This window comes from Thiomonas sp. FB-6, assembly GCF_000377645.1.
Taxonomy (GTDB): domain Bacteria; phylum Pseudomonadota; class Gammaproteobacteria; order Burkholderiales; family Burkholderiaceae_C; genus Thiomonas_A.
In genome coordinates this window covers 763710-783621 of the sequence record NZ_KB898471.1, presented here as the reverse complement: position 1 = coordinate 783621, position 19912 = coordinate 763710, and the positions used below count along the sequence as shown (strand labels likewise).

Sequence of the window (19912 nt, the reverse complement as noted above, 5' to 3'; positions counted from 1 at the left end):
TATGAGCCACGCGCAACGTCAACGCGGCATCACGCTGATCGGCCTGCTGTTCTGGGGGGCCGTGCTCGCCATCCTGGTCGTGCTCGGCCTGCAGGTGGTGCCGGACTGGCAGGAATCGGTGTCCATCCAGCATGCGGTGGACCAGGCCGCGAAGGCCGGGCCCACGGTCGGGGACATCCGCACCAAGTTCGACAAGATGGCCGAGGTGGACTACATCAGTTCCATCAACGGCAAGGACCTGCAGATCACCAAGGTCAACGGCAACGTGGTCGTCTCCTACGCCTACCAGAAGGAGATCCACCTGGTCGGCCCGGCCTACCTGCTGCTCAAGTTTGCCGGGAAGTCGCGTTGACGGAGCGCCCGAGGCGGTGAACGCCCTGGATCAACTGCAGGCGCGCCTGCAGTACCGTTTTCGCGATTGCGCGCTGCTGCGCCAGGCGCTGACCCACCGCAGCCACGGCTCGGACAACAACGAGCGCCTGGAGTTCCTGGGCGACGCCGCGTTGAACCTGCTCGTCGCCTCGCTGCTGTACGCCGACGGCGAGGCCGATGAGGGGCACCTGTCGTACTGGCGCGCCGCGTTGGTGCGCGAGGCCACGCTGGCCGATCTGGCGCGCGAGGCCGGCCTGGGCGACATGCTGCTGCTGGGCGAAGGCGAGCAGCGCAGCGGGGGCCGGAGCCGCCATTCCATCCTCGCCGACGCGCTGGAGGCGCTGATCGGCGCCGTCTATCTCGACGGCGGCATCGACGCCGCGGCCGCGCTGGTGCGCCGCCTGTACGGCGAGCGCCTGAGCGAGCTGGACCTGCGGGCCAGTGCCAAGGACGCCAAGACCACCTTGCAGGAGATGCTGCAGGGGCGCAAGATGCAACTGCCCGCCTATCGCGTGCTGCAGACCAGCGGGCCGCCGCATGCCCAGCATTTCGTCGTGCAATGCGAAGTCGCCGAGCTCGGCCTGCACAGCAGCGGCGAGGGGCCCAGCCGGCGCGCCGGCGAGCAGGAAGCCGCGCAATCCATGATCGAGCAGCTGCGAGGCGGCGCCACGCCCTCGCGGCCCCAGCCCGCCGCCAAGCCATGACCCAGCCTCCCACCGAGCCGCAGGCGCAGCAGCGCTTCGGCGCCATCGCCATCGTCGGGCGCCCCAACGTGGGCAAGTCCACGCTGCTCAACGCCCTCGTGGGCCAGAAGATCAGCATCACCTCGGACAAGGCGCAGACCACGCGCCACCGGCTGCTGGGGGTGCGCACCGAGGGCGCGGCGCAGTTCGCCTTCGTCGACACCCCCGGATTCCAGCTGCGCCACACGCGCGCGCTGAACCGCGCGCTCAACCGCACCGTGCGCGGCGCGCTGGCCGACGTCGACATCGTGCTCTGGGTGGTGGAGGCCGGGACCTGGGGGCCGGAGGATGAACTCGTCGGACAACTGCTGCCCAAGGGGCGGCCGGTGGTCCTGGTGGCCAACAAGCTCGACCGCATCCGCGGCCGCGAGAAACTGCTGCCGTGGCTGGCCGAGCGCGGCAAGGACGCGCGCCTGACCGAGATCGTCCCCCTGTCGGCGCGGCGCCACGCCGACGCCGAGCGCCTGCTGGGCATCCTGGCGCGCCACCTGCCCGAGGGCCCCTGGGGCTTCGACCCCGATGCGCTCACCGACCGGGGCGAGCGCTTCCTGGCGGCCGAGATCCTGCGTGAGAAGCTGTTCCGGCTCACCGGCGACGAACTGCCCTACAGCAGCACCGTGGTGATCGACCGCTTCCAGCTCGACGGCAGGCTGCGGCGCATCGCCGCCAGCATCGTGGTGGAGCGCGACAGCCACAAGGCCATGGTCATCGGCGGCGGGGGCGCCCTCGTGCGCCGCCTGTCCACCGAGGCCCGGCAGGACATGGAAAAGCTGTTCGACGCGCCGGTGTTCCTCGAAGTGTGGGTCAAGACGCGCTCCGGCTGGGCCGACGACCAGGCCGCGGTGCGCGCCTACGGCTACGAAGAGTGAACGCGTAGGCCGCGGTGGAACGAAGCGAGCCCCGCAAGCGGACGCGGCCCTCCCGGCGCATCGAGCGCGCGCACGACGAGCCGGCCTTCGTGCTGCACGCGCACCCCTGGCGCGAGACCAGCCTGATCCTGGACGTGTTCAGCCGGCATCACGGCCGCCTGCCGCTGGTGGCCAAGGGGGCCAAGCGCCCGCATTCCCAGCTGCGCACGGTGCTGCTGGGTTTCGCGCCTTTCGCCGCCTCGTGGAGCGGGCAGGGGGAGGTGCGCACCCTCACGCGCGCCGAATGGAGCGGCGGCGTGGCGCCGCTGGCGGGCCTGCCGCTGATGTGCGGCTTCTATTTCAACGAGCTGCTCATGCGCCTGCTGCCGCGGGAGGACCCGCACGAGGCGCTGTTCGATGCCTATCTGGAAGCCCTCAAGCGCCTGGGCGAAGGCGAGGGCGGTGCATCGGGCGCGGCCACGCCGCGCGGGCCTCTGTACGCCACGCGCCGTCAGGTCGAGCCGTTGCTGCGCGGATTCGAGATGGAACTGCTGCGCGAACTCGGCCACCTGCCCGAGCTGCACCTGCTCAGCACCAGCGGCGAGCCCGTGCGCGCGCAGGGGTCGTACGTGGTCGATCCTCAGCGTGGGGTGCTCGAGCACTCCGGCGAGGATGCGTCGACGGCGATGCGCGGCGAGCAGCTGCTGGCCATCGCCGATGCGCGCTGGGAGCAGCCCGGGGCCCTGCGCGGCGCCAAGGCGCTGATGCGCGAGCTGCTTGGCTATCATCTGGGAACCCAGCCGCTGCGCACGCGCCAGCTGCTGATCGACCTGCACCAACTATGAATCCCCTCGTCGACCCGGCTCCCCGCGGCCCCCTGCTGGGGGTCAATATCGACCACGTCGCCACCTTGCGCAATGCCCGCGGCGGCGCCCACCCGGACCCGGTGGAGGCCGCGCTGCATGCGCTGCGCGGCGGTGCCGACATCATCACCTTCCATCTGCGCGAGGACCGCCGGCACATCCGCGACGAGGACGTCTCGCGCCTGCGCGAGCAGGTGCGCGCGCCGCTGAACTTCGAATCCGCGCTGACCGGCGAGATGCTGGAGCTGATCGAGCGGGCGCGTCCGCGCATGGCCTGCCTGGTGCCCGAGCGGCGCCAGGAGCTCACCACCGAGGGTGGCCTGGACGTGCTGGGGCAATTGCCGCGCGTGCGCGAGGCCTGCGCGCGCCTGGCCGCCATCGATTGCCGGGTATCGCTGTTCATCGAGGCCGATCCGGCGCAGATCGACGCCGCCGTGCAAAGCGGCGCGCCCTGCATCGAACTGCACACGGGGGCCTACGCGGACGCCGTCGAGGCCGGCGACCAGGCCACGGCACAGCGCCAGCTGGCGCGCATCCGCGAAGGCATCGCGCGCGCCCGCGCCGCCGGACTGCAGACCCACGCCGGCCACGGCCTGACGCTGCGCAGCACCCCGGTGCTGGCGGCCATGCCGGAGGTGCGCGAGCTGCACATCGGGCATGCGCTGGTCGGGCACGCGCTGTTCGTCGGCATCGAGCAGTCGGTGCGCGATTTCAAGGCCTGCATCGAAAGCGCGGCGGCGCGGCCGGCCGGATGAATGCCGGCCTGTACGGCGTCGGCACCGACGTGTGCGACCTGCGGCGCATCGCGCAGGCCTGGTCGCGCCACGGCGAGCGCTTCGCGCTGCGCATCCTGGGGCCGGCCGAGCAGTCCGTGTTCGCGGCGCGCCATGCACGCTCGGCAGCGCGCGGCATCGCCTACCTGGGCACGCGATTCGCGGCCAAGGAAGCCCTGTCCAAGGCGCTGGGGCTGGGCCTGCACATGCCGATGAGCTGGCAGGCCTGCGAGATTCTCAACGCCCCGGGCGGGCGCCCGCGGGTCACGCTGCACGGCGCGCTGGCCGACTGGTGCGCGCAGCGCGCGCTCGCGCTGCACGTCAGCATCAGCGACGAGACCGACACCGCGGTGGCCTTCGTCGTCGCCGAGATTCTTCCCACCCCGCCGGACCGATCCGCATGACCCTGCCCCACGCTCCGCTGTTCATCGACGTCGCCGGGCTCGAACTCACGCCGCTCGAGCGCAAGCGCCTGCGCGACCCGCTGGTCGGCGGCGTGATCCTGTTCGCCCGCAACTGGGAGTCGCGCCGGCAGCTGGTGGCGCTGAACGCGCAGATCAAGGCGGCGCGCGCCGACCTGGTCATCGCCGTGGACCACGAAGGCGGGCGCGTGCAGCGCTTTCGCAGCGACGGCTTCACCGTGCTGCCGCCGATGGCCTCGCTGGGGCGCCTGTGGATGCGCGATCCCATGCGTGCCGTGCAGGCGGCGGGCGCGGTCGGGCGCGTGCTGGGCGCGGAACTGCGGGCCTGCGGCATCGACATGAGTTTCACCCCGGTGGTCGACCTCGACTGGGGCCGTTCGCAGGTCATCGGCGAGCGCGCGCTGCATTCGGATGCGCGGGTCGTGGCCCTGCTCGCGCAGGCACTCATCGCCGGCCTGCAGGCGGTGGGGCTGTCGCACTGCCTGAAGCATTTTCCCGGGCATGGGTGGGCCGAGGCCGATTCGCACGTGGCGCTGCCGGTGGACCGGCGAGCGCTGTCGCGCATCGTCGAGGCCGACGCCGCCCCCTACGGCTGGCTGCGCCACGGCGCGCGCGCCGTGATGCCCGCGCATGTCGTGTACCCCCGTGTGGACCCGCTTCCCGCGGGTTTCAGCCGGCGCTGGCTGCAGCAGGTGCTGCGCGAGCGTCTGGGCTTCCAGGGCGCCATCATCAGCGACGACCTGACCATGCAGGGCGCGCGCGAGGCGGCTGGCGACACCGTGCAGGCACTGTTGGCGGCGCTGGGCGCCGGCTGCGACATGGCGCTGGCCTGCAACCTCGCGCCGCTGGACGGCGGCGCGCCGCTGGATGCCTGCATCGCCGGGCTGCGCGAGGCCGAAGGCCAGGGACGCTGGCAAGCCGACGCGCAGGGGGCGGCCCGCCGGGCCGCGCTGCTGGCGACCCAGGTGCCGCTGGGCTGGGAAGATCTGATGCTCGACGCGGCCTACGTGGCCGCGCTCGACGAGGTGGCGGCGCTGGCCTGAGCCAGCCGGCCCCGGCGTTCAGGGGTAGAACAGGTAGACCGTGTACGAAGCCGCCCGCCCCTCGCGCAGCGCGAGGCCGAGGCGGATGTGCAACTCCTGCGCCGCGCCGATCCCGGCGTCCAGGCGCGAGCGCAGCTCGCGCGGCCCCAGTCCCTGCGCGCGCAGGTACTGCTCGGGCGCGATGACCTTGCGCACCAGCGGCGCATCGGCCTCGCTACCCGAGCTCAGGCTGAGCTGCAGCCAGGGATAGGCCACCGCGTAGGCTCCGCGGTTGTGCAGGCGCAGGTCCAGCCGCAGGCCCGAGGCTCCGTCCGGAGACATCGACGAGGCGTCGAGCGCCAGGTCCTGCGGGCGCCGCGGCGGCTGCAGGCGGCAGCCCGCCGCCGCGCACAGGGCGGCCAGCGCCGGGCGCAGCGCCGGCCAGCGTTGCGCCAGCGAGTCCCTCCAGATCCAGGCCGCCTGCGCGGCGCCGGCCAGCACCAGCAAGGCCAGCAGCAGACCCAGCACGGCGCGCACCCACGGGCGCGACCAGCGCTCGCGGCGCCGGGCCTGGCGCACGAAGCCGGGTTCGAAGTCGGGGTCGAGGGCGGGCTCCACGCGCCCGTCGGCCGCGTGCCCGGGCAGCGCCTCGGCCAGCGCTTCGGCGTCGTGCTCATGGGCCCCGGTTTCGCCACCATCGGTGAGCACCGTGTCGGGCAGGTCCTGTTGCGCCGGCTCGCCGCCCGCCGGCGCAGGCTCCGCCTCCGGCACGGTCAGCGCGGACGCCGGGGAATCGCCCGCGACCGGAGGCATTGCAGACAGGGCGCCGGTGTCTTCCCCCGCGTCGACCTCCTCGTCGACCTCCTCGGCATGCAGCCAGGCGCTGTCGGCCAGTCCCTCGAGCACCGAGCCCGGCGGCTCGGCCGCCGGCTCGTCGGCCCAGGCGGGTTCGGCGCCGTCGTCCGCGGGCTGCGCTGGAGTCCCCAGCGCAGGCTCGGGCGCAGGCTCGAATGGAGGCTCAGGCGGAGGCTCGAACGGGGCCTCGGGCTGGACCTCGGGTGGGACTTCGGTCGGGGGCGCCTCGAATTCGAATTGCGCGGACGCCGCGTCGAAGGCCTGGCCGCAGCGTCCGCAGCGCACCCATCCGCCGCTGAGCAGCAGCTGGTCGCGAACCAGCCGGAAGGCGGTGTCGCAATGCGGGCAGCGTGTGGCGAGGGGCATCGCCGCAGTATAAGAAGCGGCGGCCGCCGTCAGGCGTGCACGGGGCCGGCCAGGCAGACCCAGCCGTCGAGTTCCGCCCAGCGCTCCAGGCTGGCATGCGGGGCATAGACCTCGATCAGTTCCTCGGCCTGGCGCTCCAGGATGCCCGACAGCACCAACTGCCCGCCAGGGCGGGCCTGCGCGGCCAGCACCGGTGCCAGCAGGCGCAGCGGAGATGCCAGAATGTTGGCCACCACCACGTCGTAGCGCTGCCGCGGCAGTTCGTCGACGTGGCACACGTGGCGCAGGGCCACGCCGTTGGCCTCGGCGTTCAGGCGCGTGGCCTGCACGGCGTCGGCATCGATGTCCACCGCGTCGACCGCGTCGGCGCCCAGCAGCGCCGCGCCCAACGCCAGGATGCCCGAGCCGCAGCCGTAATCCAGCACCTGCAGGCCCCGCAGCGGCGCGCGGCGCAGAAGCCAGCGCAGGCACAACTGGGTGGTGGGGTGGGTGCCCGTGCCGAAGGCCAGGCCGGGATCGAGGCGCAGCACCATCGGCGCGTCCGCCGGGGCCTCGTGCCAGCTGGGCACGATCCACAGGCGCTGCTCGATGCACACCGGCTGGAATTGCGACTGGGTCAGACGCACCCAGTCCTGCTCGGCCACGTCCTGCTGGCGCACGCCGCGCAGGTCGGGCAGCACGCCTTCGGCGAGCAGGCCCAGCAGCGCGGCGTCGGCGCCGGCCTCGTCGGAGAACAGCGCGCGCACCAGGTTGTCGCTCCAGGCGGCCGGCGGCTGCGCCATGCCGGGTTCGCCGAACAGCGCGCGCTCCTGCTCGGAGCCCGCCAGGCGGTCCTCCACGTCCACGCTCAGCGCGCCCAGTTCGAGCAGCGCGTCCGACAGGCGCAGCGCCAGATCCTGTCCGGCGGCGATCAGCACTTCACGGTAGGGCATGGGCGCCTGGCCTCGGATCAGGCCGGGCGCGCGGCCATGTATTCCTCGAGATAGTGGATGTTGGTGCCGCCCTCGATGAAGCGCGCGTCCACCAGCAATTCGCGATGCAGCGGAATATTGGTGGCGATGCCGTCCACCACCATTTCCGACAGGGCCGTGCGCATGCGCGCCAGCGCCTGCTCGCGCGTGGCCCCGTGCACGATGATCTTGGCGATCATCGAGTCGTAGTTGGGCGGCACGAAGTAGCCGCTGTAGACGTGCGAGTCCACGCGCACGCCGGGGCCGCCCGGCACGTGCCAGGTGGTGATGCGTCCGGGGCTGGGCGTGAATCGCACCGGGTCCTCGGCGTTCACGCGGCACTCGATGGCATGCCCGTTGCACTGGATCTGGCGCTGCTTGACGGTCAGCGGCTCCCCGGCCGCGATGCGGATCTGCTGCACCACGATGTCGATGCCCGTGGTGAGTTCGGTCACCGGGTGCTCGACCTGCACGCGGGTATTCATCTCGATGAAATAGAACTCGCCGTCCTCGTAGAGGAACTCGAAGGTGCCGGCGCCGCGGTAGGCGATCTTGCGGCAGGCATCGGCGCAGCGCGCGCCGATGCGCTCGATCAGGCGCCGGGCGATGCCGGGGGCGGGTGCCTCCTCGAGGACCTTCTGGTGCCGGCGCTGCATCGAGCAGTCGCGCTCGCCCAGCCACAGGGCATTGCCGTGCTCGTCGGCCAGCACCTGGATCTCGATGTGCCGCGGATTGGTCAGGAATTTCTCCATGTACACCGAGGCGTTGCCGAAGGCGCTCTGCGCCTCGGCCTTGGTCGTCGCCACCGCGTTGAGCAGCGCCGCCTCGGTGTGCACCACACGCATGCCGCGCCCGCCGCCGCCGCCCGCCGCCTTGATGATCACCGGGTAGCCGATGGCGCGGGCCATGCGCGTGATCTCCCGCGGGTCGTCGCCGAGTTGGCCTTCCGAGCCGGGCACGCAGGGAACGCCGGCCTTGATCATCGACTGCTTGGCCGAGACCTTGTCCCCCATGATGCGGATCGAGTCGGGCCGCGGGCCGATGAAGGTGAAGCCCGAGCGTTCGACGCGCTCGGCGAAATCGGCGTTCTCCGACAGGAAGCCGTAGCCCGGATGGATGGCCTCCGCGTCGGTCACCTCGGCCGCCGAGATGATCGCCGGCATGTTGAGGTAACTGGCCGCCGAGGGCGGCGGCCCGATGCACACGGACTCGTCGGCCAGCTTGACGTATTTGGCGTCGCGGTCGGCCTCGGAGTACACGACCACCGTCTTGATGCCCAGTTCGCGGCAGGCGCGCTGGATGCGCAGGGCGATTTCGCCGCGGTTGGCGATGAGAATTTTCTTGAACATGGCAGGGCGGGCTTCGGCTCTGGGCTTGGGCCTGGAAGGGAGGGGCCCGGCGCGCGCGGCGGAGGACGCTGGGCGGCGCACGGCCACGGTGGCGGCTTACTCGAGCTCGAACAGGGCCTGGCCGTATTCGACCGGCTGGCCGTTCTCGACCAGCACCTGCTTGACCACGCCGTCGATCTCGGATTCGATCTCGTTGAGGATCTTCATCGCCTCGACGATGCACACGGCCTGGCCCTGCTTGACCGTGTCCCCCACCTCGACGAAGGGCTTCGCGCCCGGCGCCGACGAGCGGTAGAAGGTGCCTACCATCGGCGACTTGATCAGCTTGCCCGACGGAACGGGGGCCGAGGCTGCCGCGGCCGGTGCGCCAGCGGCTTCGACCACCGCGCCTGCGGGCGCCGGGCTCATCGGCACCATGTAGTGTTGCATCTGGGCGGTACCCAGCGGGGTCGGGCCGGCCTTGACGATCCGTACCTTGCCTTCGGCTTCGGTGATCTCGAGTTCCGAGATGTTGGACTCCGAAACCAGATCGACCAGGGTCTTCAGCTTGCGCAGATCCATGATGTGCGGGCCGCTTGCGCGGCGTGAGTTGCAGGTGCGGGCGATGCCGCGGGCCCTCGGGCCTCGTGGCCGGCCCGCGATGCGCGGGCCTCGCCGTATGGCCGGGGCGGCTGCACGCCCTGGGCTCGAAGCCCAGGCGAAGCCGGATTCCCGGGGCCGGACGACTTCAGCGAAAAATCTGTGCCAATTGCTTGGATCTTGTCCAAAGAATCAGCGAATTGTACTCAATCCGCCGGCTTTGTCATCAATCGCTCGACGGCGAAGCGAAGGGCCAGGCTGTAGCCCAGGGCGCCGCAGCCGCTGATCACCGCTTCCGCAAGATCGGAAAAATACGAATGATGCCGGAATTTTTCGCGACGATAAACGTTCGATAGGTGAACTTCGACAAAAGGCAGGGACACACCAGCCAGCGCGTCGCGCAGCGCCACGCTGGTATGGGTGTAGGCGGCCGGGTTGATCAGCACGAAGCGCGTGCCGTCGCGCGCCGCCGCATGGATGCGCTCGACCAGCGCGCCCTCGTGGTTGCTCTGAAAGCAGTCCACCTGCACGCCCAGTTCCTCGCCCAGGCGCCGCAGTGCCTCGTCGATCTGCGCCAGGGTGGTGCTGCCGTACACCTGAGGCTCGCGGCTTCCGAGCAGGTTCAGGTTGGGGCCATGCACGACGGCGATGCGGGCTTTCATCGGAGAGCAGGGCGCGGATTCGCGCGAAATGCCCGCACTAGCAGGCTGTTGAAATACCGGAGGGGGCCGCGCGCAGGCGCTGCGGGATGAGCTGCAAGGCGCCCAAGCCAAGGCCAGGCTGGACGCCTGGCCTGCTTGGGCAACGCCGCAGATCGCCCGCAGCGCCTGCGCCCGAAGGGTTGGCGCAGAATCGGGCGCTGGCCGCACCCCGGATCTTGCGCGGGCGTCCAGCCCGCGCTGCGATCCGGCGCACGCCCATCATCTCGATTCTGCGCCAACGCGACCCCCTCCGGTATTTCAACAGCCTGCCAGCCGGGCCTTGGGCCAAGCATAGCGCATCGGGCAGGCCCTCAAGGCGCCGAGCCCGGCCCCGCCCCGACCAGGTTGCGCAGCGCCTGCAGGCTGCCGCGTTCGGGCGAGGCTCCGCGCGCGCCATGGCCTGCGTGCACCAGTACGCCGCGCTCGTCCTTCGGCGGGTACAGGCTGAGGGTGGCTTCCAGCACCCGTTCGGGCGATCCGTTCTCGCCGGGCAGGGGCCAGAGGAATTCCAGGCGTTCCACGCTGCGTCGCCCCGCGTAATGCGCACCCTGTGAAGTCGCGTAGCGGATGCCGCGGTTGATGCAGTGGATTTCCACTTCCTTCGGGTCGTCGCAGAACAGCAGCAGGTGCAGGCCCGAATGCTCGGTGGCGGTGCCGTTCCAGACCGCGCCCGCCACGTAGGGGCGGAAGGGCTCGAATTCGCGCATCAGTTCCAGCGCCGCCGCGCGCAGGCGCCACAGCAGGCGCGGGTGGGTATCGCCATGGAACACGGCCAGGTAGCGCTCCACCTCGACGCGTACGTCGTCGTTGTCGGGCTGCGCGTCGCTGCGCACGCCCGGGCCCAGCAGCTGGTGCAGCGCCTTGCGCTTGGCGCTGGCGTAGTCCAGGCCGTCCTCCACCACCAGCCGCGCGGCGACCGCGGCCAGTTCCTCGCGTAGCGGGTTCATGAACCCAGTGTAGACCCCGGGGGCCGCGCGCAGCGGCCTGGGGCGCCGCCTCCTGTTCCTACAATGCGCCGATGCATATTCATATCCTGGGAATCTGCGGCACCTTCATGGGCGGGGTCGCGGCGCTGGCACAGGCCGGCGGGCATCGGGTCACCGGTTGCGACGCCCAGGTCTACCCGCCGATGAGCGAACAGCTGCAGGCGCTGGGCATCGAGCTGGTCGAGGGTTACGGCACCGAGCAGCTGGCGTTGCGCCCCGACCTGTGGGTGGTGGGCAACGCCGTGAGCCGGGGCAACCCGCTGCTGGAGGCCATCCTGGACGCCCGCCTGCCCTACACCAGCGGCCCTCAGTGGCTGGCCGAGCACGTGCTCGCCCGGCGCTGGACCCTGGCCGTGGCCGGCACCCACGGCAAGACCACCACCTCGTCCATGCTGGCGTGGATCCTCGACCAGGCGGGGCTGCGTCCCGGCTTCCTGATCGGCGGCGTGGCGCAGGACTTCGGCGTCTCGGCGCGCCTGGGCGAGGGCGAATGCTTCGTCGTCGAGGCGGACGAATACGACACCGCGTTTTGCGACAAGCGCTCCAAGTTCGTGCACTACCGGCCGGTCACGGCGATTCTCAACAATCTGGAATACGACCACGCCGACATCTTTCCCGACCTGGCGGCCATCGAGACCCAGTTCCATCATCTGGTTCGCACGGTGCCGCGGCGCGGCCGCCTGATCGTGCCCGCGCGCAGCCCCGCGCTGGAGCGCGTGCTGCAGCGCGGCTGCTGGAGCGAGGTGCAGCGCTTCGAGCACGACGAAGCCATGGCCGGCTCCGGCATGGCAGAGGCCGCGCCGGATGGCGCATCCGCCGCGGTCCGCTCCGCCACCCCGTCCACCCCGTCCACCCCGTCCGCCTGGCTTGCCCGGGGCGGCGAGCAGGATTTCGAGGTCCTGGAACAGGGCCGGGTGGCCGGACGCGTGCGCTGGGAGCTGATGGGCGCGCACAACCGGGCCAATGCGCTGGCCGCGGTGGCCGCCGCGGCGCACGCCGGCGTGGCCCCGGCACTGGCCTGCGAGGCCCTGGGGCGCTTCCAGGGCGTGCGCCGGCGCATGCAACTGCGCGGCAGTGCCGGCGGGGTCGAGGTGTACGACGATTTCGCCCACCACCCGACGGCCATCGCCACCACCATCGCCGGCCTGCGGCGGGCGCGCCCCGGCGGGCGCATCCTGGCGGTGTTCGAGCCGCGCTCCAACACCATGAAGCTGGGTTCCATGAAACAGCAGCTGCCCGCGGCGCTGGCCGGGGCCGACCTCGGCTTCGGCTACGCCGGCGGCCTCGACTGGGACCTGGCCCAGGCGCTGGCGCCGCTGGGCGAGCGGGCTCGCACGCACCGCGATTTGCAGGCCCTGGTCGACGACGTGGCCGCCAGCGCGCGCCCCGGCGACCATGTGCTGGTGATGAGCAACGGCGGCTTCGGCGGCATCCACGAGCGCCTGCTGCGCGCGCTGCGCGAAGGCCCGCGGGGGAACTGAGGGGCGTCGCGCGGCCGGCGCGCCGCGGCGCATCCGGCATGGCGCTGCCTACAATGGCGCGCATGTCCGGAAACACCCTTGGTCTGCTGTTCGCCGTCACCACCTTCGGCGAGTCCCACGGCCCCGCGATCGGCTGCGTCATCGACGGCTGCCCGCCGGGCATGGCCTTGTCCGAGGCGGACATCCAGCCCGAACTCGACCGCCGCCGCCCCGGCACCTCGCGCCACGTCACCCAGCGGCGCGAACCCGACACGGTGGAGATCCTCTCGGGGGTCTACGAGGGGCGCACCACCGGCACGCCGATCGCGCTGCTCATCCGCAACCAGGACCAGCGCAGCAAGGACTACGCCAACATCGCCGAGACCTTCCGCCCGGGGCACGCCGACTACAGCTACTGGCGCAAGTACGGCACGCGCGATCCGCGCGGCGGCGGGCGTTCCTCGGCACGCCTGACGGCCCCGCTGGTGGGTGCCGGAGCGGTGGCCCGCAAGTGGCTGCGCGAGCACCACGGCATCGTCGTGCGCGGCTGCATGCAGCAGGTGGGCGAGGTGCCGATCGCCTTCCAGTCCTGGGAGCACGTGGCGCACAACGCCTTCTTCGCCCCCAATGCCGACGTCGTGCCGCGCCTGGAGGACTACATGGACGCGCTGCGCAAGTCGGGCGATTCCTGCGGCGCGCGGGTGTACGTCGAGGCCCTGGGCGTGCCCGCGGGCTGGGGCGAGCCCTTGTACGACCGCCTGGACGCCGACATCGCGCACGCGATGATGGGACTCAACGCGGTCAAGGGCGTGGAGATCGGCGCAGGATTCGCCAGCGTGGCCCAGAAGGGCAGCGAGCACGGCGACGAACTCACGCCTCAGGGCTTCGCCAGCAACCACGCGGGCGGCGTGCTCGGAGGCATCAGCAGCGGCCAGCCGGTGACCGTGTCCATCGCCCTCAAGCCCACGTCCAGCATCCGCCTGCCGCGGCGCTCGGTGGACCGCGACGGCCAGGCCGCGACGGTGGAGACCCTGGGCCGCCACGACCCCTGCGTGGGCATCCGCGCGGCGCCGATCGCCGAGGCGCTGCTCGCGCTGGTGCTGATGGACCATGCGCTGCGCAACCGCGCGCAGTGCGGCGACGTGCGCCACGAGGTGGCGCCCATCCCGGGCCAGGCCTGAGCCAGGGCCGCCGCGCCGCCTCGTCTGCCGAGGCGGGCGGAACGGCCCGGGAATCCTGCAGTTCGTTGCGTCCGGCCTTCCCGGGAGCGCAACAAAAAATCGCCGAACCGGGGAACTTGCCCGGATCCGGCGTGTCAGACGATCCATTGCTCCCGCATCCGGCCGCGCCAGGCATGGCCGGGCGCGGCCGTTTTCCGCAACCGCAAGGAGATCGTCATGCCCCACGTATCCGACATCATGACCCGTGACGTGCGCTTCATCGCGCCGCGCGAGAAACTGCAGCGCGCCGCGCAGATGATGAGCGAACTCGACGTCGGCGCCCTGCCCGTGTGCGACGGCAACCGGCTGGTCGGCATGGTCACCGACCGCGACATCATCGTGCGCGGCACCGCCGCCGGCCACGCCCCCGCCGAGGCCTGCGTGGCCGACGTGATGACCGAGCGCGTGTGCTGGTGCTTCGAGGACGAGCCCCTGGACGAGGTGATGCGCCAGATGGCCGACAGCCAGGTGCGGCGCATCCCCGTGGTCACGCGCGGCGAGGAACGCAGGCTGGTGGGCATCGTCGCGCTCGGGGACATCGCCCAGCGCGACGGGGAGGCCGGCGGGCAGGAGGGCAGCGCCGCGGACAGTGCCGGCGAAGTGCTGCGCCAGGTGTCCGACCCCTCGCGGCCGGCGCACTGAGCCGCCCGCGGCCGCCCCGTCGTTCTCTCGTTCCCTCGCCCCATTCCAGGAGATCCCCCATGGCCTTGGACCTCTACAGCGCCCGCGGCACGCCCGTGGAATTGCAATACCTGAACTGGCACGACATGGTGCGCTCGCCGATCAGCAAGCTCGACGACGACGCCTTCACCCGCGTGCGCATCGTGCTCATGTCCGGCCTCGAAGACCAGGCGCTGCACCTCGGGCACGGCGCCGCGCATGCCGGCGGCGAATTGCGCGAGGGCCTGGCCCGCGTGCGGCGCATCGAACTGCACCAGGGCATCGCCGTGCGCTCGCTGCTCGGCGCAGACCATTCCCCGCTGGAGCTCGCGCTGGCCCACAAGCAATGCGCGATCGAGGTGGGCGCGGCGCTGGCGCAACGCGAACCGGAGGAGACCATCGCTCGCGCGCTGCGCTTCGTGCTGCTCGAGGACCTGGACCATCTCTACCGCTTCGCCGCGCTGCTCGACCGCGTCGAGGGCAAGGATGCGAACAACATCCTGCAGAGCTACACCGACATCCTGCCCTCGCGCCCGAGCATCCTGCAGCATCGCGCTCCCCACGACGACCTGCTCGTGCCCTACGACTGCAGCGGCGTGCGTGCGCAAAGCCGCCTGCATGTGCTGTGCATGCTGGCCGGCGCCTCGCAGATGCGCGACGTGTTCGCGCACGCCGGCGGCGCGCAGGCCGACCCGGTGGTGCGCCAGCTTCTGGCCGAGATCGCCTCCATCGAGGAGCAGCACGCCACGCACTTCGAATCCCTGATCGACCCGCGCGAGACCTGGCTGGAGCGGTGGCTGCTGCACGAGGCCGCCGAGGCCTGGTGCTACCACGCCTGCGTGCAGCACGAAAGCGAATCGCGCATCAAGGCGCTGTGGGAGCAGATGCTCGACTACGAGATCGGCCAGTTCCATTTCGTCGCCGGGTTGCTGCGCACCCAGCAGGGCCAGGACCCGCAGCGCCTGGTGCCGCGCGAGCTGCCCGAAGCCATTCCCTTCGGAAGCCAGCGCGAATTCGTGCGCAAGGTGCTGCGCGAGGAACGCGAACTCAGCGTGGCCTCGCAGCGCTACGTGCCGCGCAGTCAGGAGAGCCAGGCCACCCGCGACTACCGCGCCCAGGTGGATGCCGAGGGCTCGCCCAGCGAGGCCGTCGCGGCCGGCTACACCTGGAGCCCAGGTACCGAACTGGCACGCCTGCACCCGGCGAACGCCTGAGCCCAACCCCCAAGCCCCGACCCGGAGCCAAGGACATGAAACACCAGGAACCTCGCATGGGAAGCAACCGCACCGGCGTGCAGATGTCCCCGCTGGATGCCAGGCGCATGCATGATCAGCATGTGGAAGCCGCGCCCGCCGTCCTGCAGTTGCCGGCGGCCGCGGCCGGTGCCGACGTGCGCGCCCGCTACATCGCCGACGCCGGCACCGTGGGCTCGGTGCCCCCGCCCGGCAGCGTCAAGGGCGTGCTCAACACCGGAGTGGCCATGCTCAGCGGCAACAACCCGCAATTGCTGCTGGATAGGCTGGGCGAACGCCTGGCTTTCGAGCGCACCGCGACCCGGATCTGCGATGCGCTGATCACCAAGGTGCGCACCCTCCAGGGCGACGACGGCGATGCGCTGGTGCCGCTGGACATCCTGCTGAGCATGCGCGAGCAGGAGGCCGAGCATTTCGCGCTGGTGGCCCGCTGCGTGGAGCAACTCGGGGGCGACAGCACCGCGCAGACCCCCGCGGGCGATCTGGCCGGCGTGGAGTCGAGCGGGCTGCTGCAGGCGGTCGCCGACCCCCGCACCAGTGTCGCGCAGTCGCTGCACGCGCTGCTGATCTCCGAACTGGCCGACAACAGCGGCTGGGAAATGCTGGTCGCGCTCGCCGCGGCGCACAAGCACACGGCGATGTTGCGCGAATTCGAACGGGCGCTGGAACGCGAACGCGCCCACCTGCAGTACGTGAAGGCCTGGTTCGAGCGCCACACCCTGGGCGCACCCGCGGCGCCGGAGGTTCCGGGCGGCGCGCACTGGACCGCACCAGACTCCAGGTAGGCCGCATGCTGCGGCGGGTCAAGGTAGCTCGCCCGTATCTGCGCGATGATGTTCCAGGTGCGGGGCCTGGAACGCCCCGCGGGAGGTCGCGATGGATCATCGCCACGGTGCGAAGGCGCGCGCTCGCGCGCCCTTGCGTAGCCCCGGCCGCTTCGGCTGGCTGCGCCTGGGACTGTGCTGCCTGGGCTTGTACCTGGGGCTGGGCGCGCCGGGGCCGCGTCCGGCGGATGCGCAGCCGCTGCCGCAGGCCGCACCCCCGCTCGCTGCGCCGTCCGGCCTGCCGCAGGACGGATGGCTGGACCCGGCGCAACTGGAGCGCCTGGTGGCGCCCATCGCCTTGTTCGACGACGAACTGCTGCTGGACACGCTCGACGCCAGCCTGCATCCCGTGCAGGTGTTGCAGGCGAGGCGCTTCGCGCGCCAGGAAACCGGGGCCGACCCGCAGACCTGGGCCCCCAGCGTGCGCGAGTTGCTGCGCCTGCCCAGGGTGCTCGACATGCTCGCCGACCATCCGGCATGGGCCGAAGCCCTGGCCCGCGCCTACGAGCGCCAGGGGCCGGACTTGATGGATGCGGTGCAGCGCCTGCGCTGGCGCGCGCTGGACGCCGGGACCCTCGACCCGACGGACGAGCGCCTGGTGACGATCGCGGATGGGGTCATTTCCATCCATGCGGTGGGGTGGATGGCCGTGCCGGAATACGACCCCTGGTGCGTGTACGGGCCCTGGCCGGCCGCGCCCGTGCAGGGCTTCGACTACCAGGCGCCCGCAGCGGATTGCGGCTTCACCCCGGGCCAGGCGTTGGTGCTGGTCGAGCCCGTGCCGCTGCTGGCGGGGCGTTGGGTCTGGGGCTCCATCGACTGGCGCAGCCGCCGGGTGCTCGTGGATCGCGAGCAGTGGCGCCGCCGCGCTCCGGGGCACCCGCTGCCGCCCGGCTGGAGTCCGCGCCCGCCGCGGCCCCCGGCCCCGCCCTTGCCGCCCGCAGTTCCCTCCGCGCTTCCCCCCGCGGTTCCCCCCGCGGTTCCGCCGCCGGGCACGAGGCCGGAGCCGCTGCGCCGCGGGCCCGGCATGCGCATGCCGGCGCCGGGCCAGGCGCGCACGCCCGGGCCACCCGGTGTGCCGCCGCCCCAGGGCCCGGCTGGCCGGCTGACCGTTCCGGACGAGCGCCGCCAGCCGCGGCCCCCCATCCAGGCGCCGCGCCCCGTGCAGCAGCCGGGTCACGTGGAGCCGCCATACCGGGTCGAGCCGGCGCGCCCCGTGCAACCACGCCCCGCGCAAGCTCCCGGCCCCGTCCAGCCGCGACGCCCGATGCAGGGGCCCGGGCCCGTGCAGGCGCCGCGACCGGCACCGGGCTACGTGCAGCAGCCGCGGCTGATGCAAGGTCCCGGCCCCGTGCAGGCGCCGCGGCCGGCGCAAGGGCCCGGCCCGCGACAGGCGCCGCGACCCGCGCAGGCGCCTCGGCCCGGCCAGCCTCGGCCGCAGGAGCCTCAGTCGCAGCGATCGCCGCCGGGCGCGTCCTGAGGACCTTGCGCGGCCGCGCAAGGTCGCGCAAGGTCGTGCTCAGTCGTGCTTGGCTGGCGGCACGCTCAGGCCGGCGTCCTCGCTGACTCCGATCGCGGCGGCGCTCCAGTCCATGTCGCCGCGCTGGCAAGCCAGCGCCGACAGCAGGCGGCCCTGCACCAGTTGTGCAAGCGGCATGGGCATGGCGGCCTTGCGTGCCGCGCCGAGCACCAGGTCGGCGTCCTTCAGCCCCAGCGACAGCTTGAAGCCGGCCGGCTGGTAGCTGTGCTGCGCGATCTGGCGCCCGTAGTTGACCATCACCGGAGCCGGAAGAATGGACTGGGTCAGCACCTCGACGGTTCGCTCGCGCGGCAGGCCGTAGCGCTCGCCCAGGGTGATGGCCTCGGCGAGGGCTTCGATCGCCGCCATCAGCATGAAATTGCCCGACAGCTTGAGCACGTTGGCCGCGGCCGCGTCGTCGCCGAGTTCGAACACGCGCTGCCCCATCGCCTGCAGCGCGGGCATCACGGCCTGGCGAGCGGCCTGCGGGCCCGCGCACAGCACGAACAGCTTGGCCGCGGCGGCCGCGTCGGGACGCCCGAACACCGGCGCGGCCACGTAGTGCGTGCCGCGCGCGGCGTGCAGCGCGGCCAGTTCCTGCGCGGTCTGCGGGGAGACGGTGCTCATCGACAGGTGGATGCCGCCCTCGCCCAGCTGCCGGCCGATGCCGTGCTCGCCCTGCACCACCTCGCGCAGCGCCGCGTCGTCGGACAGCATGGTCACGACCATGCCCGAGGCCGCCGCCACGTCCCGTGGATGCTCCATCAGGCGCGCGCCGTCGCGCACCAGGTCCTGCGCCTTGCCGGGCGAGCGGTTCCACAGCCTGAGCCCGAAGCCCGCGCGCAGCAGGTTGGCGGCCATGCCGCGTCCCATGCTGCCCAGGCCGATGAATCCGATGTCCATGGTGTGTGCTCCGTTGTTGCGTCGTGGCCTCGTGGCCTCAGGCGGCCTGTTCGTCCAGGTCCAGCGCGGGGTAGTCGGTGTAGCCGGCCGGCCCCGGGGTGTAGAAGCTTTGCGCATCCGGCTGGTTGAGCGGCGCGCCGCGGCGCAGGCGCAGCGGCAGGTCCGGGTTGGCGAGGAAGGCACGGCCGAAGGCTACCGCGTCGGCACGGCCCGATTCGACCGCATCGACGGCCAGGGCACGGTCGTAGCCGTTGTTGGCGATGTAGGCGCCGCGGAAGGACTTGCGCGCCGCTGCGTAGTCGAAGCCGGGCAGGTCGCGCGCGCCGCCGGTGGCGCCTTCGATCATGTGGATGAAGGCGATCGCGCGCCGGTCCAGCTGTTCGATCAGGTGCCCGAAGGTGGCCTGCGGATGGCTGTCGGAAATCGCATTGAAGGGGGTCAGCGGCGACAGGCGGATGCCCACGCGCGCGGCCCCGATCTCGGCCACCACGGCGTCGACGATCTCCAGCGCGAAGCGGCAGCGCGCGGCCACCGAGCCGCCGTAGGCGTCGTCGCGCCGGTTGGTGCCGTCACGCAGGAACTGGTCGATCAGGTAGCCGTTGGCACCGTGGATCTCCACGCCGTCGAAGCCCGCGCGCAGCGCGTTGGCCGCGGCGCGCCGGAACTCGGCGACCACCTCGGCGATCTGTTCCGTGCTCATGGCCAGGGGCACCGGGATGTCGCGCTTGCCTTGATGGGTGTAGGCGGCCACGCCCTCGGGCGCCAGCGCGGAAGGAGCGTAGGGCTGCAGCCCGCCGCTGAGTTCGGGGTGGCTGACGCGCCCGACGTGCCAGATCTGGGCCAGCATTTTCGAGCCTGCCTCGTGCACGGCGCCGGTGATCGCCTTCCAGCCCTCCACCTGGGCCTCGGAATAGATGCCCGGCGTGGCCATGTAGCCCTTGCCGCGGGGCGACACCTGGGTGCCTTCGCTGACGATCAGCCCGGCGCCTGCGCGCTGGCGGTAGTACTCGACGTTGATGTCGCTGCCCGGCACGTCGCCCGCGGCCTCGTCGGCGCGGCAGCGGGTCAGCGGAGCCATGACGATGCGGTTGGCGATGTCGATGCAGCCGATGCGGCCGGGCTGGAACAGCTTGGAATCGTGGTTGTCGGGGGCGTTCATGCGCGGATCCTTGATCTCGGGGTTCTTGGTGAAAACCCTGAAATTATTGCGGCTTCCCGCGGATCCTGCAGCGCAGGCTCCGCCG

At 72.0% G+C, this 19912-nt stretch carries 21 protein-coding genes; 13 read left to right on the top strand and 8 right to left on the bottom strand.

The annotated features are described in order from the left end of the window. The first annotated feature begins 1 nt into the window (after position 1). Genes D466_RS0103675 through nagZ form a run of 7 tightly spaced genes read left to right on the top strand, consistent with a single transcriptional unit; the run spans position 2 to position 5064 of the window. Positions 2-352 (top strand): DUF4845 domain-containing protein, encoded by a 351-nt coding sequence (locus D466_RS0103675; protein WP_018912351.1) that lies wholly within the window; start codon positions 2-4, stop codon positions 350-352. A gap of 16 nt (positions 353-368) precedes the next feature. After that, a complete protein-coding gene (rnc, locus tag D466_RS0103670; protein WP_018912350.1) occupies positions 369-1076 on the top strand; it encodes a ribonuclease III in 708 nt (235 codons plus the stop codon). Then, the gene (gene era, locus D466_RS0103665) at positions 1073-1984 is read left to right on the top strand and encodes a GTPase Era (RefSeq protein WP_018912349.1); all 912 of its coding nucleotides are present in this window, start codon (positions 1073-1075) and stop codon (positions 1982-1984) included. The genes rnc and era overlap by 4 nt, the downstream gene beginning before the upstream one ends. A 14-nt stretch (positions 1985-1998) precedes the next feature. Next, positions 1999-2808, top strand: a complete 810-nt coding sequence (recO, locus tag D466_RS0103660; RefSeq protein ID WP_018912348.1) for a DNA repair protein RecO — start codon at positions 1999-2001, stop codon at positions 2806-2808. Further along, on the top strand, positions 2805-3581 hold the full coding sequence (locus D466_RS0103655) for a pyridoxine 5'-phosphate synthase (protein WP_018912347.1): 777 nt from the start codon (positions 2805-2807) through the stop codon (positions 3579-3581). Before recO ends, D466_RS0103655 begins: the two co-directional genes overlap by 4 nt. Continuing rightward, positions 3578-4003, top strand: coding sequence for a holo-ACP synthase (gene acpS, locus D466_RS0103650; protein WP_018912346.1), 426 nt, complete (start codon positions 3578-3580; stop codon positions 4001-4003). The genes D466_RS0103655 and acpS overlap by 4 nt, the downstream gene beginning before the upstream one ends. Then, a complete protein-coding gene (gene nagZ, locus D466_RS0103645) occupies positions 4000-5064 on the top strand; it encodes a beta-N-acetylhexosaminidase (protein WP_018912345.1) in 1065 nt (354 codons plus the stop codon). Before acpS ends, nagZ begins: the two co-directional genes overlap by 4 nt. 18 nt (positions 5065-5082) lie before the next feature. On the opposite strand, the gene D466_RS0103640 is transcribed toward nagZ, so the two are convergent. The 6 genes from D466_RS0103640 to D466_RS0103615 all read right to left on the bottom strand — a co-directional run bounded on the left by D466_RS0103640 (position 5083) and on the right by D466_RS0103615 (position 10790). Continuing rightward, on the bottom strand, positions 5083-6264 hold the full coding sequence (locus tag D466_RS0103640; protein WP_018912344.1) for a zinc-ribbon and DUF3426 domain-containing protein: 1182 nt from the start codon (positions 6262-6264) through the stop codon (positions 5083-5085). Positions 6265-6293: 29 nt separating this feature from the next. Beyond that, positions 6294-7196 carry a 50S ribosomal protein L11 methyltransferase gene (gene prmA, locus D466_RS0103635; RefSeq protein WP_018912343.1) on the bottom strand — a complete coding sequence of 301 codons (903 nt, stop codon included), beginning with the start codon at positions 7194-7196 and terminating at the stop codon, positions 6294-6296. Between the two features lie 17 nt (positions 7197-7213). Beyond that, the gene (accC, locus tag D466_RS0103630) at positions 7214-8563 is read right to left on the bottom strand and encodes an acetyl-CoA carboxylase biotin carboxylase subunit (protein WP_018912342.1); all 1350 of its coding nucleotides are present in this window, start codon (positions 8561-8563) and stop codon (positions 7214-7216) included. A gap of 96 nt (positions 8564-8659) precedes the next feature. After that, the gene (gene accB, locus D466_RS0103625; RefSeq protein WP_018912341.1) at positions 8660-9124 is read right to left on the bottom strand and encodes an acetyl-CoA carboxylase biotin carboxyl carrier protein; all 465 of its coding nucleotides are present in this window, start codon (positions 9122-9124) and stop codon (positions 8660-8662) included. 224 nt (positions 9125-9348) lie between these two features. Further along, positions 9349-9804: a type II 3-dehydroquinate dehydratase gene (gene aroQ / locus D466_RS0103620; protein WP_018912340.1), complete on the bottom strand. Its 456-nt coding sequence runs from the start codon at positions 9802-9804 to the stop codon at positions 9349-9351. A gap of 350 nt (positions 9805-10154) precedes the next feature. Further along, positions 10155-10790 (bottom strand): hypothetical protein, encoded by a 636-nt coding sequence (locus D466_RS0103615; protein WP_018912339.1) that lies wholly within the window; start codon positions 10788-10790, stop codon positions 10155-10157. Between the two features lie 71 nt (positions 10791-10861). On the opposite strand from D466_RS0103615, the gene mpl reads away from it, so the two are divergent. From mpl to D466_RS0103585, 6 genes are all read left to right on the top strand, one after another. After that, entirely contained in the window at positions 10862-12310 is a 1449-nt protein-coding gene (mpl, locus tag D466_RS0103610) for a UDP-N-acetylmuramate:L-alanyl-gamma-D-glutamyl-meso-diaminopimelate ligase (protein ID WP_026284848.1), read from the top strand. Between the two features lie 62 nt (positions 12311-12372). Continuing rightward, positions 12373-13470 (top strand): chorismate synthase, encoded by a 1098-nt coding sequence (gene aroC, locus D466_RS0103605; protein WP_026284847.1) that lies wholly within the window; start codon positions 12373-12375, stop codon positions 13468-13470. Positions 13471-13686: 216 nt separating this feature from the next. Then, entirely contained in the window at positions 13687-14151 is a 465-nt protein-coding gene (locus D466_RS0103600; protein WP_018912336.1) for a CBS domain-containing protein, read from the top strand. A 59-nt stretch (positions 14152-14210) separates the two neighbouring features. Further along, entirely contained in the window at positions 14211-15383 is a 1173-nt protein-coding gene (locus D466_RS0103595) for a hypothetical protein (protein WP_018912335.1), read from the top strand. 56 nt (positions 15384-15439) lie between these two features. Beyond that, positions 15440-16207, top strand: coding sequence for a ferritin-like domain-containing protein (locus tag D466_RS0103590; protein ID WP_018912334.1), 768 nt, complete (start codon positions 15440-15442; stop codon positions 16205-16207). Positions 16208-16298: 91 nt separating this feature from the next. Continuing rightward, positions 16299-17726 (top strand): DUF3300 domain-containing protein, encoded by a 1428-nt coding sequence (locus D466_RS0103585; protein WP_026284846.1) that lies wholly within the window; start codon positions 16299-16301, stop codon positions 17724-17726. 39 nt (positions 17727-17765) lie between these two features. Here D466_RS0103585 and D466_RS0103580 read toward each other — a convergent pair whose 3' ends face one another. Then, positions 17766-18668 carry an NAD(P)-dependent oxidoreductase gene (locus D466_RS0103580; protein ID WP_018912333.1) on the bottom strand — a complete coding sequence of 301 codons (903 nt, stop codon included), beginning with the start codon at positions 18666-18668 and terminating at the stop codon, positions 17766-17768. Between the two features lie 37 nt (positions 18669-18705). After that, positions 18706-19827, bottom strand: coding sequence for an alkene reductase (locus tag D466_RS0103575; protein WP_026284845.1), 1122 nt, complete (start codon positions 19825-19827; stop codon positions 18706-18708). Positions 19828-19912: the final 85 nt, after the last annotated feature.